The organism is Salinigranum rubrum, from assembly GCF_002906575.1.
Lineage (GTDB): Archaea > Halobacteriota > Halobacteria > Halobacteriales > Haloferacaceae > Salinigranum > Salinigranum rubrum.
Genome location: NZ_CP026309.1, coordinates 2,167,422 through 2,184,248 on the forward strand (window position 1 = coordinate 2,167,422; position 16,827 = coordinate 2,184,248).

Here is a 16,827-nt window from a genome sequence, read left to right on the forward strand (position 1 = left end):
GTACCACGGAGTATTTGTCGCGCGCGTTCCGAGCGTGTACCATGAGCGACGCCGACCCGGACCACGAGCGGGCGGAGACGGACGACCGGGCCGACGCGGACACCTTCGGCGTCGGCATCCACGTCACCAGGGAGGAACTCCAGTTCGTCGTTCGCGTCCCCTCTTCTATCGATTCGGGCTGGACCGACCCCGAGGAGTTCCAGCGTCTCGTCGAGCGCGTCGTCTGGGACCACCTCGATCAGGAGGCGACGCTCCGCGGCATCGCGTCGTCGACGTCGTCGGGAGAGACGGTCACGCTCGGGACGGTCACGCTGCGGCCGGACGGAACCGTCGTCGACCACTCGCTGTCGGCACCGAGCGAGGAGAGCCGTGACGGCTGACGGCGAGTGGGTGCGTCTCGTCCAGCGACGCGCCCTCGAACGGGCGCTCGTCGACGACGTCGACGCACGCCGGTACTTCGCGCTCGCCGGAAGCCTCGACCGCTATCGCGACGCCGAGACGGAACCCGACGCGGAACCGACGACGAGCGGGGAGGCCGATACCACCGGCGGGGCCAGTGTCAGCGAGTCCGGCCCCAGCGTCGAGGGAGTGCTCCCGGCCGCGCTGGTGTCGCTGGCCGTCGTCCCGTTCCTCGACAGCGCGGGTGGCGCGTCCACGCCCTCCTCACCGTCCGCTCCGGGACCGACGAGCGCTCCGACGCTCGACCCGTGGCCGGTCGACGACCCGGCGCGACCCGCAATCAGACGCGGTGCCCGACTCGCCCTCCGCTGGTTCGACGTCCAGCCCGAACGGGTCGCGGCCCGGGCCGGCGTCCCCGAAACCGTCCTCACCGCTCCGGTCGAGTAATCGGCCCCGGTGACTCGACCGGAGGCGAGTGCTGGTCGCGGCGCTGCCGACGTGCAGTGTCGAGTCCTGGGCGGTCGGGGGACCTTTTGGAGAGAACGGTCAGAAACCCCTTTTGACTCCTGTGCGTTCCCGAGAGTAGAGGTCGCGCCGGGCCGTCCTCGCGCACCACCCGACGCGCTTCCTGCCGCGCCCATGAGCTCCTGTTTCGCGCGGGGTTCAGCCCGGGCCGGCCGACCTCCATCTATCTATGACCCGAACGCCGACGTTTAGCCCACGCCCACACGAGGCGGGACAGCACCCCGGACCGTCAGGCGCGACGCGCGTCGACGACGAGTACGTCTTCACCACCGTGACCGAGTCGGGGCCGAGAGACGGCCTGACGAAGTTCTCGGTCCGTGTCGACCCGAGCGACGGGTCGCCCGACGAACTCGTCCTCCACGTCACGCGACGGATCGACCGCGAGGCGTCCGGGGCCCCGTCGCAGCGAGACGCCGCGACGGTCACCGTTTCGACCCCGACCCTCCGGTCGCCACCGAGGGTCGACGCTCTCGAATCGGTGCTCGAAACGTGGTGTCGCCGGCACTGGGGGGACGACTTCGACACCAGCGGCGTGGGGAGAAGGGGGGAGAGGGGGGACCGTCCCGCGCGAGCGAACGCGAGAGCCGACTCTGTCCGGCACCGATGACCACACGGTCGACGCTGGAGACGACGACGCCGACGCTGTTCGGAGTCGAAGGCGACGCGTACGTCTTCGTCGCGGTCCGCGAGGACCCGACAATGGGGAGTGACTCGAACTGGCTGTCGCAGACGCTCCGCGTCGATCCCGGCGTCGGCGCTGACGACGAGTTCCACGTCGACGTCACGGAACGGTACCACGTCGACGGGAAGGTGGCCCACATCGCCTTCGAGGACCGGTTCACCGTCACCCTCGCCGTCGACGCGGCGACCACGGCGAGCCGTGTCGGGGCGATTCGCCGCCGTCTCGAACAGTGGTACCGACGCACGTATCTCGGCGGTGTGCAGGCCGACGCGACTGTCGAGACGCCGGAGGAGTGAGTCCGAAGCGGTTCGGCGCTTCGCGACGGATCACCGCCCGTCATCGAGACTCGACAGGGAGAAGAGAGTCGACAGCGGTCAGTTACTTCTTCGGACCGTTGCCGTTTCCGTTGCCACCGCGATTGCCCTTGTTCCCGCTGTTGCCGGGCGCGTCGTCTCCGTCGTCTTCGGCTTCGTCGTCGGTTTCGCCCGTGTCGTCGGCTTCACACGACTCCTCGTCCGAGTCGGCCGCACAGTCCGAGTCGGCCGCGCTGTCCTCGGCCGTCTCTTCGGTCCCTTCAGTCTCGTCGTCCTGCTCGTCCGCACCCTTGTCGTCGTTCGCGTGCTCCGGCGGTCCACGGCGTTTTTCGTCGTCGCTGGCGGCCTCACCATCCGCGTCGTCGTTCTCCTCACCGCGCTCGGGCGGTCCAGCGTGGTCGGGCTTGTTGTCCGCACCGGGGTTGTTCTCCGTCGCGAACTCGGAGACCTTCTGCCCGAACTCCTTCCCGAAGTACCCCCCGTCCTTCAGTTGCTGGACGTACGAGGAGACCCACAGGCCGAAGTTCGCGAACCCGCCGTTCTCGACGAGCGTGAGGTCGCTCGTCGCGGTGGCTTCCTCGCTGTCGTTGATCGCCGTCACGGTGACGGTGAGGTTCTGATCGGGCGCCGGGAGGCCGACCGTCCCGTCGTTGCTCGTCTCGTACGTGCCGTTCCCGTCGTACGCCACGTCCGAGGTGACGTTCACCGTCGCGTTCTCGACGTCCGCACCGTCGTCGGTGACGGTCACCGTTGCCGTCCCGTCGCTGTTCTGCACGACGTCGACGGCGAGTCCGGTGTCGACCGGTGACAGTTCCGCGACCGTGGTCGCCTCGTCGTCACCGTCGGCGGCCGTCACCGTGACGTTCACCGTCTCGGCGGGTTCGGGGAGCGCGAGCGTCCCGTTCTCGTCCGTCGCGTCCGTCCCGTTGCCCGCGTACGGGGCGTCCGACTCGACGGCGACAGTCGCGTTGTCCACCGCCGCGTCGTCGCGCGTCACGGTGACAGTCGCCGTGCCGTCGTCGTTCGCCTCGACGGCGACTTCGAACTCCGCAATCGGTTCGACAGAGTCCGTCCGAATGGCTTCGAGGTCACCGCTGGTCACCACGGCGGTGAGTTCGGTCGCACTGGCGGGTTCGGGGAGCGCGAGGCTCCCGTTCTCGTCCGTCGTGTACGTACCCTCTCCCGTGTAGGCGACCGTCGAGGTGACGTCGACCTCGGCCCCCACGAGCGCGTCACCGTACTGGGTGGCTTCGAGGTGGACCGACCCGTCGTCGTCCTGCGTGAGGGTCACGTCGATGGAGTCCTCGACGGGGACGAGGGTGAACGTCTCGGTCGTCGTGGTGCCGTTAGCCGTCACTTCGACCTCGATGTCGACCGGTTGATCGGGGTTCGGCAGTTCGATACTCCCCTCGGTGTCGGTCGTGTACGTTCCCTCGCCCGCGTAGGTAACGCCCGACGTGACGTTTACCGTCGCGTCCTCGACGGGTGTGCCGTCGCTAGTGACGGTCACGGTGGCGTTCCCCGTCGTGGGGTCCTGCGCGAGCGATACTCCGAGGCTCGTCTCTGTCTCCTGTGCGCTGACGGCCGCTGGTGAGAAGGCGGTCATCACCAGCATCGCCGTGAGGAGGATGGCTGTGAGTTTGCGGCGCATTTCACGTTCGACGAACAGTCACAATATCTTAAACTAGGGCTTCGCTCAGCACCGATTCGGGCCGGTTCATCCCCGTTTTAGCCGGATTTATCCGGCTTAATCGAGAGGAAGACAGTTCGAGACGGTCGATTCCGGAAACGAGAGGTGTTCGGCGACCGATCCGTGTTCGGACGCGGACGACAACTGCGATGGCCGTAGGGTGCCCGTCCGTCGACAGGCCGAGTGACGACTCGCTCTGCATCCCGAACGCGCGTGGGCGCGTGTGCTCGTCGAGCCTGCGGCTCTGTGATGAAAAACGCGGGGGAGGCTGAAAGGTGAGGCGGGTACACGGACGCGTCGCGTTCGAGTCGTCACGCTGCGTGTGAAACCGCCTCCGAGTATGAGTACGAGGACGAGTGTGGGTACGAGTTCGACTAAAAGTACGACTGTACGTACCAGTACGAGTACGAATATGAGTATGAAGTATGAGTGGGAGGCGGCGAATCGGTGTTCCCAGGGGCTCGCGCACCCCAGTACTTGCCGATACGCAGGCGAGCTTAACTTCCGTGTTCGGGATGGGTACGGGTGTTACCTCGCCGCTGTGGCCGCCTCAATGCCGACCAGCGGAATCGAACCGCTGTCGCGTCCAACGTCGGTAGACGAACCGAGCGTTTCGGTCGCGCTCTCTGTGTGAGAGCGGGTCTGATCGTACGTACGTGCAATCCAGTTTGCGCCTGGACTCGGTTCAGTTCTGATTCGAGTCACAGTGCGGTCCACACAGACAGTGGATGAGTATGGCTTGGTCTGTTAGTGCTCGCGGGCTGAACGACTCGTTGCCTCGTCGCGTACACCCCGAGTCTATCGAACTCGTCTTCTACGAGTGACCTCGGTGACACCTCTTTTTCAGGTGGGTTTCGAGCTTAGATGCGTTCAGCTCTTACCCCGTGTGGCGTAGCTGCCCGGCAACTGCCCTCTCGGACAACCGGTACACCAGTGGCCACCACTCGTAGTTCCTCTCGTACTATACGAGCGTTCCCGTCAGGTGTCTTCACACCCCCAATAGATAGCAGCCGACCTGTCTCACGACGGTCTAAACCCAGCTCACGACCTCCTTTAATAGGCGAACAACCTCACCCTTGCCCGCTTCTGCACGGGCAGGATGGAGGGAACCGACATCGAGGTAGCAAGCCACCGGGTCGATATGTGCTCTTGCCGGTGACGACTCTGTTATCCCTAAGGTAGCTTTTCTGTCATCTACGGGTCCCATGAATGAACCTCGTAGGTTCGCTAGACCACGCTTTCGCGTCAGCGTTCCTCGTTAGGAAGAACACTGTCAGACACCCTTTTGCTCTTGCACTCTTCTGCGGGTTTCCGACCCGCGTGAGGGTATCTTCGGGCGCGCTCGATATCTTTTCGAGCGCGTACCGCCCCAGTCAAACTGCCCGGCTACCGGTGTCCTCCTCCCGGAGTGAGAGTCGCAGTCACTGACGGGTAGTATTTCAGTGATGGCTCGGTGGCCCGCTAGCGCGGGTACCTGTGTAACGCCTCCTACCTATCCTGCACATCAGCGACCACGTCTCAGCGACAGCCTGCAGTAAAGCTCTATAGGGTCTTCGCTTCCCCTTGGGGGTCTCCAGACTCCGCACTGGAACGTACAGTTCACCGGGCCCAACGTTGGGACAGCGACGCTCTCGTTGATCCATTCATGCAAGCCGCTACTGAAGCGGCAAGGTACTACGCTACCTTAAGAGGGTCATAGTTACCCCCGCCGTTGACGGGTCCTTCGTCCAGTTGTACCTGGTGTTCAGATACCCGCACTGGGCAGGATTCAGTGACCGTACGAGTCCTTGCGGATTTGCGGTCACCTGTGTTGTTACTAGACAGTCGGAGCGTCCGAGTCACTGCGACCTGCCTCGTCAAAGGCAGGCATCCCTTATTGCGAACGTACGGGACTAAATTGCCGAATTCCCTAACGTCGGTTGGTCCCGACAGGCCTTGGCTTGCTCTGCCAGAGCACCTGTGTCGGATCTCGGTACGGACGATGTGCTCGTCTTTTCACGGGCTCTGGGTAACACCGACTTGCGCTGTCCTGAGCTTCGCTCGCTTCGTGCCATTACGGCTTCCACGAGTTTCCTCAGTTCGACCGGGCGAAAGCCCGGTTCGGTGGTCCCCAAAGCGTCGACTTTGAGTGCACACGGTTCTGGAATATTAACCAGATTCCCATTTGTGTGATTCGAGTTACGGTCACACTTAGGACCGACTAACCCTCGGCTGATTGGCAGTGCCGAGGAACCCTTGCTCTTCAGGCCGTCGGGGTTCGCACCCGACTCTCGCTGCTACTGTGACCAGGATTTTCGTTTCTGTGCGGTCCACACGAGTTCTCACCCGTGCTTCCACCCGTACAGAACGCCAGTCTACGAGGTTCCTCTGGTGAGGACTGGTAGGTCTCGGAAGTGGATTTGAGCCCCGATCATTTTCGACGCCTCGAACCTCGGCCGGTAAGCTGTTACGCTTTTCTTAGAGGGTAGCTGCTTCTAAGCTCACCTCCCGGCTGTTTAGGGCTCGAGACAATCTTCGGTCGCACTTAATCCACATTTGGGGTCCTTAACCTACCTCTGGGTTGTCTCCCTCACGGTGCCCAAGCTTACCCCGGGACACCGGACTCCCAGCTTCTACGACGTACGCAAGTTCGGAGTTCGACAGGGAGGCCGACTCCTCTCGGAGGCGGGTCTCCCAATCGGTCGCTCTACCTCGCGTACTATCTCTGCTGAGGTCATGCTTCGACATGTTTCGACTGGAACCAGCTGTTGCCGAGTTCGATGGGCCTTTCACCCCTACGCGCGGGTCACGGGAGGGTATTGTAGGACACCACCCCTAGCGGGCTTCCACGTGGCTTTCGCCACGCTTCACCCTGCCCTCGCGTAGATCACTCGGTTTCGGGTCGTGCCCGTCTGACTCCCCGCGCTTGAACACGGTGGCCCTGGTCCGAAGACTGCGGCCGTATCGGTTTCCCTACGCCTTCCACGATGCTCGTGTTAGACTTGCCAGACAGGCACACTCCCTGGTTCGTTTTTCAAAACGTACGACGCGACACCGGCTTCCCTCGAGTCCTACTGGACGCTCGCGCGTCGGTCGTTCGTCGAGGGACCTTGTATGCCCCGTCGTTCCATCACTGACTGATTTCAGGCCCTATTGCACCGCCCTTCTCGGGGTGCTTTTCAGCGTTCGCTCACGCTACTTGTTCGCTATCGGTCTCGAGGAGTGTTTAGTCTTCCCAGTTGATGCCTGGGACCTTCACAAGGGATATCCAACCCCTGCTACTCTGGAACTGACGCGTATCGTACTGATCGAACTTACGGGACTGTCACCCTGTATCGTGCTCCGTTCCAGGAGACTTCAGTTCGATGGTCGGATAGTGAGAGTCAGTCCGAACACCACATGTCCCGTGAGGGATTCGGTTTGGACTGTGTCGCGTTTACTCGCCGTTACTGACGACATCGCTTTTGCGTTCTTTTCCTGCTCCTACTGAGATGTTTCAATTCGGAGCGTTCCCCATTGCGCGAGGCAATTGCGGTGGGGATTCCCATTCGGAGATCCTGAGTTCTTCGCCTCCGTGCGGCTCCCTCAGGCTTTTCGCAGCTTGGCACGTCCTTCGTCGGCTCTCGAGCCGAGCCATTCACCAGCCAGTACAGTAGCCAGACTGTTGTGACTGTGTTGTGTGGGCGCACTTGACTCGATAAACTGAAACGAGTCCAGTGGACGCCTGGATTGCACGTACATACGATCTCATTACGCTCCCGGTGACGCCGGGCGCGTTCGACCCTTCCCAACCGCGCTTTCGCGGGATGGTGCATCGGTTCGTTCGGGACTCATCGTATCGCCGTGGTCCTTATAAGGAACACGGTTCGGGATGAGTCCCGGGAGTGGACCCGCTGGGATTTGAACCCAGGGCTTCCTCCTTGCAAAGGAGGCGCTCTGCCGCTGAGCTACGGGCCCGGTTAGCCCTGGTAGTTCTTAGGTGCCCGGGCGGACTCGGACTGTGTCGAGTGCGTGGGTGGGTGTCAGTGGACGGTCTTTGCGTGCAGTGAAAGTGGGCTCACCGTACAGGTGAGTCCCGTTCGTTAGGAGGTGATCCAGCCGCAGATTCCCCTACGGCTACCTTGTTACGACTTAAGCCCCCTTGCGGAGCCCAGATTCGACCTGGGAGCCAGGCCTCATCCGGACCCCACTCGGGTGCTTTGACGGGCGGTGTGTGCAAGGAGCAGGGACGTATTCACCGCGCTCTGCTGAAACGCGATTACTACCGAATCCAGCTTCATGTGGGCGAGTTTCAGCCCACAATCCGAACTACGACCAGGTTTCGGAGATTACCGTCCTCTTTCGAGGTTGGAACCCATTGTCCTGACCATTGTAGCCCGCGTGTAGCCCAGCTCATTCGGGGCATACTGACCTACCGTTGCCCGTTCCTTCCTCCGCTTTAGCAGCGGCAGTCCTCTTAATGTACCCATCCAGGAAACCTGATGCTGGCAATTAAGAGTGCGGGTCTCGCTCGTTGCCTGACTTAACAGGACGCCTCACGGTACGAGCTGACGGCGGCCATGCACCTCCTCTCTACAGCGTCGTGGTAAGGTCATCAACCTGACCGTCATCACTGTAGTCGGAGCTGGTGAGATGTCCGGCGTTGAGTCCAATTAAACCGCAGGCTCCTCCGGTTGTAGTGCTCCCCCGCCAATTCCTTTAAGTTTCATCCTTGCGGACGTACTTCCCAGGCGGCCAGTTTCTCGGCTTCCCTACGGCACAGCAGAGGCTCGTAGCCTCTGCCACACCTAACTGGCATCGTTTACGGCTGGGACTACCCGGGTATCTAATCCGGTTCGAGACCCCAGCTTTCGTCCCTCACTGTCGGATCCGTTCTCTCGAGGTGCTTTCGCCATCGGTGGTCCGTCCAGGATTACGGGATTTCACTCCTACCCCGGACGTACCCCTCGAGCCTTCCGGTCCCAAGCCACGCAGTTTCCGCCGGACGCCCACTAGTTGAGCTAGTGGATTTCCCGACGGACTTGCGTGGCCAGCTACGGACGCTTTAGGCCCAATAACAGCGGTCATCACTCGAGCTGCCGGTATTACCGCGGCGGCTGGCACCGGTCTTGCCCAGCTCTTGTTCCACAACCTCCCTACGGTTGTGAAAAGCGAGGGCTAGTATGCCCTCGCACTCGGGGTCCCCTTATCGCACTGGCGTGCAGTGTAAAGGTTTCGCGCCTGCTGCGCCCCGTAGGGCCCGGAATCTTGTCTCAGATTCCGTCTCCGGGCTCTTGCTCTCACAACCCGTACTGATTATCGGCACGGTGGGCCGTTACCCCACCGTCTACCTAATCAGCCGCAGCCACATCCTGTGGCGCCGGAGCATTTCGGCCGCCCGGCATTCCAGCGTGGGCGTCGTATGGGCTATTAGCCTCAGTTTCCCGAGGTTATGGCCCTCCACAGGGTAGTTTGGCCACGTGTTACGGAGCTTTTCGCTACGTTAGACGTACAACTAGCATGGCTAAATCGGACCCCGATAGCAATGACCTCCGGCAGGATCAACCGGAATGTTCCTGTCTCGTCAGAGACAGGGGGTGGCGGGATTTGCGCTTTCACAGGTGTGAAAGCACGAATCACCGTTCTGCATTGCAAGGTCCGTCCAGTGACACGCGCACACGGACTCGATATCGAGTCGAATCGACTCTGGTGTGAGTCGGTTCGAGAGAGTCCGTCCGGGTGTCACCGAACTACCAGGGCTAACATCAGATTCCGTCTTACGGCGGACCGCAGGGGGGAATCCTCACGAGTGGTTCGGACCTGAACCAACGAGGGTGACAGGGATAAACCCGTCGAAGCTCGATGGTGCGTCCGAGGCGAGCGCGGGCCGGGTTGAACGGCCCGCAGTCGCAGTGCGTTGTGTTGTGCTTCGCATCACATCGAAACGGCCTGTCGCACTTAACCCCATCGAAGCGTGATGGAGTGTGAGTGTGCGTGTGACGCGTCGGGGGTGACGCTGACACGCCCGGAGTGACCCGGGCGCGTCGTTCGCATTCACTCGAATGCCGGGGTTACATAAAAGGCCGTCGAACGAGGTCGGCCACGTCAGTCGGTTTCACGGGTTCGTGTCTCATAAAGCAATGGGACAACATACCACGGTAGGGCGCGCGGACTAGCGCGCCGTCGAACGACGTCGGGGCCGGCCGACACGACGTGCGACCGTCTCGTCTCACGCGTCGCACGACATATCTAGCGGCGCTCATGTACGGGTCGACCTCCCCGACCCGCCCCGGACACGTCGATAGCGAGGGTGGAGGTTGCCGAGACGGGCAGACCTTTTATAAGGGTGCCGTTTATAAGTGCGGGCAGAGGAGACACAAACGACACATGAGTACTCCGGCAGACTCCATCGAGATTCAGAACGTCGTTGCATCGACCGGTATCGGTCAGGAACTCGACCTCGAAGCGCTCGCCGAGGACCTCCCTGGCGCGGACTTCAATCCGGACAACTTCCCCGGCCTCGTCTACCGGACACAGAACCCGAAGGCCGCCGCGCTCATCTTCCGCTCGGGCAAGATCGTATGCACGGGGGCGAAGAGCATCGACGACGTCCACGAGGCGCTCGGGATCATCTTCCAGAAGCTCCGTGACCTCCAGATTCCCGTCGAGGAGGACCCCGAGATCACCGTCCAGAACATCGTCTCGAGCGCGGACCTCGGCCACAACCTCAACCTCAACGCGCTCGCCATCGGCCTCGGTCTCGAGGACGTCGAGTACGAACCGGAGCAGTTCCCCGGCCTCGTCTACCGAATGGACGAGCCGAAGGTCGTCATCCTCCTGTTCGGGAGCGGGAAGATCGTCATCACGGGCGGGAAACAGACGAGCGACGCGGAGACCGCCGTGGTGGAGATCGTCGACCGCATCGAGGGACTCGGCCTGCTGGGATGAGAAGACGGAGGGTGAGAGAGCCGCCGTCCGCGGGAACGTGCTCGGCGGGTCCGGGCGTCGAACCGCGTGAGACGACTGTCGGCAGAGGTGTTGATCGATGACAGCCCGAGAAGACGTCGCGTTCCTCGTCGGGTCGAAGTGTCGCGTCGAGTCGCTCCGAGTGCTCCGCGGGGAGTCGCTCCGCCCGAGTAGCCTGGCCGACAAGGTCTCGTGCGCGCGCGAAACGGCTCAGCGGAACCTCGCGGGCTTCACCGACCGGGGTTGGGTGGAGAAACAGAACAGCTCGTACCGACTCACTGTCGCCGGGGGGATGGTACTGGACCGGTACGAGGAGCTCGAACGGTCGGTGGAGAACGCGAAGAACCTCGACGTCTTTCTCAGCAACATCGGCGACGTCGCCGACGAGGTCGACACCGACCTGCTCGCAGCCCAGACCGTCACGACCTCCACTCCGGACAACCCCCACGGACCGATCGACCGCTGGCTCGACCTCGTCGACGGCGTCGTCGACGCCTACTACGGGGTGACGCCGATCGTCAGTCGAGTGTTCAACGAGGCCGCGGAGGGGGCTATCGGCCCGGAGACCCACATGGAGCTCGTCATCGACGAGTCCGTCCTCAAAACCTCACGGGAGCAGTTCCCGGACGCGCTCGAGTTGGCGTTCGAACTCGACCAGTTCACGCTCTGGGTCGTCCCGACGGACCTCGAGTACGGGCTGACCATCGTCGACGACCACGTGTGGGTCGCTGCGTACGACGACTTCGGAAACATCGTCGCGAGCGTCGACGGCGACGACGAGCGGTTCGTCGAGTGGGCACACGCCTGCTACGACGACCTCCGTGAGCGGTCACGACAGGTCGAGCCGGAGAACGTCTCGACCTCGTGAAGCGTCGGGAGCGGGTCGTCACCGTCCGTTCTGGTCGAACGGAGGCGTGACAGCCGGTCACGGGTCCACGTCCTCGGAGAGCACCTCCTGAACCACGTCGGGGTCTTCGAGGAGTTGGTGTTTGGTGTAGCTCCCCTCGGCGCTCCCACCGCTGTGTTTCGACTGTTCGATGATGTCGAGGAACGCGTGCTCCTTCAGCAGGTCCCGGACCCGTCGAAGCGAGAGCGTGTCCGAGCCCTGCTGGGCGCAGATGTTCTCGTAGACGTCGTAGACGCGGCTCGTCCGGAAGCCGTCCTCGTGTCGCGCCGACAGCGAGAGCATCGCGAGCGCCTGGAGGACGTACCGCGAGTGCGGCGTCGACCCCCGGATGAGTTCGCGGAACCGGTCGGTCTCCGCGCGCTCGCGCGCTTGCGTGACGAACTCCTCTTTCACCGTGGTCGATCCGGTCGACTGCGCGATCTCTCCCGCATAGCGAAGAATGTCGATCGCCTTCCTCGCGTCACCGTGTTCGCGCGCGGCCAACGCGGCAGCACGAGGAACCGTCGAAGGGTCGAGCACCCCGTCACGGAAGGCGTCCGACCGCGCCTCCATGATGGCGCGAAGCTGGTTCGCGTCGTACGGCGGGAAGACGAACTCCCGTTCGCACAGCGAGGACTTGACGCGTTCGTCCATCCGGTCCTTGTACTGGATCTTGTTCGAGATGCCGATGACGCCGAGCTTACACTCGGTGATTTTGCCGGCCTCGCCCGCGCGCGACAGTTGCATCAGAATGTCGTCGTCGCTCAGCTTGTCTATCTCGTCGAGAATGATGAGCACGACGTCGTACAGCCGGTCGAGAACCCGCCAGAGCCGCTTGTAGTACGTCGACGTGGACAGCCCCTTGTCCGGAACGCGAATGTCGGTCACCTCGGGACGGTTCACGCTCTCGGCGATGGTCTGGACGGCCTGCGTCTCGGTCGTATCCTGCGCGCAGTCGACGTACGCGAAGGTGGCCGTCACCGACTCCTCGCCGGCGGTGTCGACCAGTCGTTGCGAGACGTACTTGGCACACAGTGACTTTCCCGTGCCGGTCTTCCCGTAGATGAGTACGTTGCTCGGGCTCTGCCCGAAGATGGCCGGGTTGACCGCCGCTGCGAGGTTCGATATCTCGTCGTCCCGGCCGACGATGCGCCCCTCGCCGGGGAGGTGACTGATCTCGAGGAGTTCCTTGTTCGCGAAGATGGGGTCCTCTCGCGTGAAGAGGTCGTCGGCGGCGTTAGGCATGTTGGGCCACACCGGGTTTCCGGTGAAATGCGTTGTGATTCGCGCGCCGAGAGACACACACCACGTTTCCGGTGAAACGGGGTTCGAGCGGGCGGTTCGTGCACCTGAAGCCACGGTTTCGATTCACCGGAAACACGGTGTCTCTCACGAGCGAGTGGCTGGGCCAAGTCGTACTGAGCGTCAGAATCAGGGGGATGAGGACCGTCAGCGGGGATTCGTCGAGGGACGACTTCGGCGAATGAGACGCCATCGACCGTCGGTTGTCGTCGGGGGTATCCTCGTGAACGGCCCGCCGGGCACGACAAGCAGTTCGGTGGTTCCCGTGGAACGATGTCCAGAACGGACATCTAGTAGTGAATGCTGAACGGGCTACGGTAGAGTAAACGATTAACTAATTTAAAGTTTCTGTTCGCGGGTCGACGAACGGCAGTGAGGACACTGCGGACACAGTGGGGGCTCACCGCCGGGTTCACCGGAAACGTGGTGTGTCCGAGTCCCAACTCGCCACCCGTCCGGCGGCCCACACGCCCGCCCTTTCTCACGGCTCATCAGCTACACTCGGCCGACAGCCGAAGCGAGACGACGACGAGCCGAGACACCGACAGTCCACGAGTTCACCGGAAACGAGGTGTGCACCACCCTGCTGGCTGCAGGCATCCCCTGTTCACCGGAAACGTGGTGTCTCCGAGACCGAAGTTCGGAGCGTAGTGTCTCCGAGGTTCACCGAGCGGCCCATACTGGATTAGCCTTCGATGCACGGGACCGGTACACAGCGAGTGTCGCACACGCCGACTGTCGAGAGGCGTTCCCGGAGGATTTCACCGGAAACGTGGTGTGCCCGAGTCCTGGCTGCGGCCTCCGTCGGCCGATTCACCGGAAACACGGTGTCCACCGGGGACCGAGCAGTTCACCGGATGCGCAGTGTTCAGCGAAAACGGACGCTCTCACCGGAACTCAGGTGCGGTGATTCGTCTAGTCGGGATTCCGGGACCGGCCATCCCTGCTCGCAGACGGGTGTTCACCAGCGGCCGTTCGCCGATGACTGCTCACCGGAAACGTGCGATGACTGTTCACCGGAAACGTGGTGTGTCTTGGACCCTATTGACGGCGCTTTCGGGTGCAGACGGGGGTACGAGAAACCGCTCCGTTCACCGGAAACGAGGTGTCGTGGACGGCGGCAATTCGTGATACGTCCGCTTCTCACTCGGCGGACGAGTCCGCACTGACGAGGTGGGTCGTCGACGCCGGGTCCGTCCGGTCCGAACTGCCGTCGACGACGAGTACGGCCCACTCGTCCCGAACCGAGGGGACGCCGTCGAAGACGTGTTCGGGGACGAGCGGCATCGGGAGCGGGACGTACGCGTTCGCACGCATGTCCGCCACACCGTCGTAGACGCCGACAGTGCGGTCGTCGCGCGACCGGACCCGGAACCGCTTGTCGTCGGCATCGCGGTGGTACGCGTAGGGGAACGACTCGGCGGTCGGGCAGGCGAGGTCGTCGACACCGTCGAAACACACGACGACCGCACCGACTGGTTCGTCGCGTTCCTCACCCGCGCGGCCCTCGTCCTTCGCGGTCTTCCCGGGATCGACGAGGATGAGTGAGCGGTCGTCGCCCACGCCGCTCTCGCGCCAGACGAGGTCGTCCGGTGCCGTGTCGGTCCGGGTCGCCGCGTACCCTCCCTCGGCGAGCGGGATGCGGTCGGGGCCGTTGTAGAACGTTCGTCGGCCGTGGCCGTCCTCGGCGGCGACCAGCGGCGGCCGACGTAACACCTCGTGCACCTCGTGGGCGTCGCTCTCGCTCTCGACGACGAACAGCGAGAAGCGGTCGTTCCCGGCGTTGTTCCGGAGCCGCGAGAGGAGCGTCGTGGGCGTCGTCTCGTCGCTCGCGAGCGGTTCGATGGCGACGAGACCGTTCGTCGCGCGCGGGACGAACGGGGAGGCGTCGGCCGTCGGTTCGGCGAGAGACACCGGGAGCCACGGCTTACGCGGCGTCGTCACCTCGTACCCGCGGTCCTCACAGGCCGCCCGGCCGAGGGCGTGGAGTCGGTCGGTCATCGTCCAGGGATACGGACCGGACCGTCAAACCGTTGTCGTGCCCGAGGAGACCACAGGGACGCGACGCACCTCTCGCCCGGCGAGACACAACGCGTTTCTTCGCGGACCCGCTACCCGTCTCAATGACAGACGAGTCGGGCGAGCACGGGGACGCCGTCGGCGACGGTGTGGTCGGCGACGACGCCTCCGACGAACCGGACGACGGCGCTCCTGACGAACCGGACGACCACGACGCCCCCGACGAACTGGACGAGGAGGCACCGCCCTCTCCCGAAGGCGAGGGGCCGCTCACCCTCGAAGAGTTCTACCGTGCGGTCGAGCGGGAGGGTCGACCCGTCGTCACCGCGGGAGAGGTCGCCCGTCGGACGGACCGCTCGCAGGCGGCGGTGACCGAGGCGCTCGCCGGACTCGAACGCGAGGGCTCCGTCCGGTCGGTCGACGTCGAGTCGGACCCCGTGGTGTGGTTTCCGAGCCAGTGGGGCGACCTCGCCACACGGGAGCGGGCCGTTCTGTTCCCACAGCGCCGGGAGGTCGTCGTCGACGCGCCGACGCAGTACACCCGCGCGCGGATGGCGCAGTTCGCCCACCTCGTGGACACGACGGGCGACCGCGAGTCGGGGACGAGGGGCTACCTGTACCGCATCCGACGAGAGGACATCTGGAGCGCGCCGTTCGACTCGCTTTCCGAACTCATCGCGCTGATGCGCTCGGTTCTCCCGCGGCGGTCGGACCCGCTCGAAGACTGGGTGGCGGACCAGTGGAACCGGGCCCACCAGTTCACCCTCTCGACCCACGAGGACGGGTACACGGTCCTCTCGGCGGCCTCGGAGAACCTGATGGGCAACGTCGCCCGGCAGAAACTCGACGAGGAACACCTCCACGCACCCATCTCCGACACGGAGTCGTGGGTGCGCGACGGTGCGGAGGCGGCCATCAAGCGCATCCTCTGGGAAGCCGGATACCCCGTCGTCGACGAGCGCGACCTGGAGACGGGCGACCCCATCGACGTCGACCTCCACGTCGACCTCCGCGACTACCAGCGCGAGTGGGTCGACGCCTTCGTCGAGAAGAGGGCGGGCGTCCTCGTCGGCCCGCCGGGGAGCGGGAAGACCGTCGCGGCGATGGGCGTGCTCGAAGCCGTCGGCGGCGAGACCCTGATACTCGTCCCGGGCCGCGAACTCGCCGTCCAGTGGCGGGAGGAACTCCTGACGCACACCTCCCTCTCGGACGAACAGATCGGCGAGTATCACGGCGGCGTCAAGCAGATTCGACCCGTCACCATCGCCACGTACCAGACGGCCGGGATGGACCGCCACCGCTCGCTGTTCGACTCGCGGCGGTGGGGACTCATCGTCTACGACGAGGTCCACCACATCCCCTCGCGGGTCTACCGGAGAAGCGCCGACCTCCAGACCAAACACCGACTCGGCCTGTCGGCCACACCGGTACGAGAGTCCGACGACGAGGAGGAGATATTCACGCTCATCGGCCCGCCCATCGGCACCGACTGGACGAAGCTGTTCGACGCGGGCTACGTCCAGGAACCCGAGGTCGAGATTCGGTACGTCCCCTGGCGCGACGACGAGGCCCAGAACGAGTACGCCTCGGCGGACGGGCGCGAGCGCCACACCATCGCCGCGACCAACCCCGCCAAGGTCGACGAGGTGAGATACCTGCTCGCCCAGCACGACGACGCGAAGGCGCTGGTGTTCGTCGACTGGCTGGACCAGGGGCGAGACATCAGTGAGGCGCTCGACGTGCCGTTCGTCAACGGGGAGACGCCCCACTGGGAGCGCGAACGCCTGTTCGAGCGCTTCCGCGAGGGCGACCTCCGAACGCTGGTCGTCTCCCGCGTCGCCGACGAGGGTATCGACCTCCCGAACGCCGGACTCGCCATCGTCGCCTCGGGGCTGGGTGGCTCACGACGACAGGGCGCCCAGCGCGCCGGACGAACCATGCGGCCGGCGGGGAGCGCCCTCGTGTACGTCCTTGCGACCCGCGGGACCACGGAGGAGGACTTCGCGCAGCGACAGACCCGCCACCTGGCCGAGAAAGGAGTGCTCGTCCGCGAGAACGACGTATCCTGAGGGAGTGAAAAGAGCCC

At 63.9% G+C, this 16,827-nt stretch carries 10 protein-coding genes, 1 tRNA gene and 3 rRNA genes; 7 read left to right on the plus strand and 7 right to left on the minus strand.

Annotated elements, in window-relative coordinates:
• The first annotated feature begins 41 nt into the window (after nucleotides 1-41).
• The 4 genes from C2R22_RS10630 (at nucleotide 42) to C2R22_RS10645 (ending at nucleotide 1,902) form a co-directional block, all read left to right on the plus strand.
• Entirely contained in the window at nucleotides 42-380 is a 339-nt protein-coding gene (locus tag C2R22_RS10630) for a hypothetical protein (RefSeq protein WP_103425738.1), read from the plus strand.
• Nucleotides 370-846 carry a hypothetical protein gene (locus C2R22_RS10635; protein ID WP_103425739.1) on the plus strand — a complete coding sequence of 159 codons (477 nt, stop codon included), beginning with the start codon at nucleotides 370-372 and terminating at the stop codon, nucleotides 844-846. The genes C2R22_RS10630 and C2R22_RS10635 overlap by 11 nt, the downstream gene beginning before the upstream one ends.
• A 247-nt stretch (nucleotides 847-1,093) precedes the next feature.
• Nucleotides 1,094-1,531 (plus strand): hypothetical protein, encoded by a 438-nt coding sequence (locus C2R22_RS10640; protein ID WP_103425740.1) that lies wholly within the window; start codon nucleotides 1,094-1,096, stop codon nucleotides 1,529-1,531.
• On the plus strand, nucleotides 1,528-1,902 hold the full coding sequence (locus C2R22_RS10645; protein ID WP_103425741.1) for a hypothetical protein: 375 nt from the start codon (nucleotides 1,528-1,530) through the stop codon (nucleotides 1,900-1,902). Before C2R22_RS10640 ends, C2R22_RS10645 begins: the two co-directional genes overlap by 4 nt.
• An 82-nt stretch (nucleotides 1,903-1,984) precedes the next feature.
• Here the strand turns inward: C2R22_RS10645 and C2R22_RS25015 are convergent, their stop codons facing one another.
• The 5 genes from C2R22_RS25015 to C2R22_RS10670 all read right to left on the minus strand — a co-directional run bounded on the left by C2R22_RS25015 (nucleotide 1,985) and on the right by C2R22_RS10670 (nucleotide 9,140).
• Nucleotides 1,985-3,571: a hypothetical protein gene (locus C2R22_RS25015; RefSeq protein ID WP_162562454.1), complete on the minus strand. Its 1,587-nt coding sequence runs from the start codon at nucleotides 3,569-3,571 to the stop codon at nucleotides 1,985-1,987.
• A gap of 470 nt (nucleotides 3,572-4,041) precedes the next feature.
• Nucleotides 4,042-4,163: ribosomal RNA gene (gene rrf / locus C2R22_RS10655) — 5S ribosomal RNA — on the minus strand.
• Nucleotides 4,164-4,339: 176 nt separating this feature from the next.
• Nucleotides 4,340-7,254, minus strand: a 23S ribosomal RNA gene (locus C2R22_RS10660).
• 220 nt (nucleotides 7,255-7,474) lie between these two features.
• Nucleotides 7,475-7,546 (minus strand) — tRNA-Ala (locus C2R22_RS10665).
• Nucleotides 7,547-7,673: 127 nt separating this feature from the next.
• Nucleotides 7,674-9,140: ribosomal RNA gene (locus C2R22_RS10670) — 16S ribosomal RNA — on the minus strand.
• Together the 16S, 23S and 5S rRNA genes with 1 tRNA gene alongside form the textbook arrangement of a ribosomal RNA operon.
• Nucleotides 9,141-9,955: 815 nt before the next feature.
• On the opposite strand from C2R22_RS10670, the gene C2R22_RS10675 reads away from it, so the two are divergent.
• Together C2R22_RS10675 and C2R22_RS10680 are read left to right on the plus strand one after the other, a co-directional pair.
• Nucleotides 9,956-10,516 carry a TATA-box-binding protein gene (locus tag C2R22_RS10675; RefSeq protein ID WP_103425742.1) on the plus strand — a complete coding sequence of 187 codons (561 nt, stop codon included), beginning with the start codon at nucleotides 9,956-9,958 and terminating at the stop codon, nucleotides 10,514-10,516.
• Between the two features lie 97 nt (nucleotides 10,517-10,613).
• Nucleotides 10,614-11,402, plus strand: a complete 789-nt coding sequence (locus tag C2R22_RS10680) for a helix-turn-helix transcriptional regulator (RefSeq protein WP_245902733.1) — start codon at nucleotides 10,614-10,616, stop codon at nucleotides 11,400-11,402.
• A 57-nt stretch (nucleotides 11,403-11,459) separates the two neighbouring features.
• Here C2R22_RS10680 and C2R22_RS10685 read toward each other — a convergent pair whose 3' ends face one another.
• Nucleotides 11,460-12,665, minus strand: coding sequence for a Cdc6/Cdc18 family protein (locus tag C2R22_RS10685; protein ID WP_103425743.1), 1,206 nt, complete (start codon nucleotides 12,663-12,665; stop codon nucleotides 11,460-11,462).
• A 1,200-nt stretch (nucleotides 12,666-13,865) separates the two neighbouring features.
• The gene (locus C2R22_RS10690) at nucleotides 13,866-14,723 is read right to left on the minus strand and encodes a hypothetical protein (RefSeq protein ID WP_103425744.1); all 858 of its coding nucleotides are present in this window, start codon (nucleotides 14,721-14,723) and stop codon (nucleotides 13,866-13,868) included.
• A 122-nt stretch (nucleotides 14,724-14,845) separates the two neighbouring features.
• Here C2R22_RS10690 and C2R22_RS10695 point away from each other — a divergent pair, with 122 nt between their 5' ends.
• A complete protein-coding gene (locus C2R22_RS10695; RefSeq protein ID WP_103425745.1) occupies nucleotides 14,846-16,810 on the plus strand; it encodes a DEAD/DEAH box helicase in 1,965 nt (654 codons plus the stop codon).
• Nucleotides 16,811-16,827: the final 17 nt, after the last annotated feature.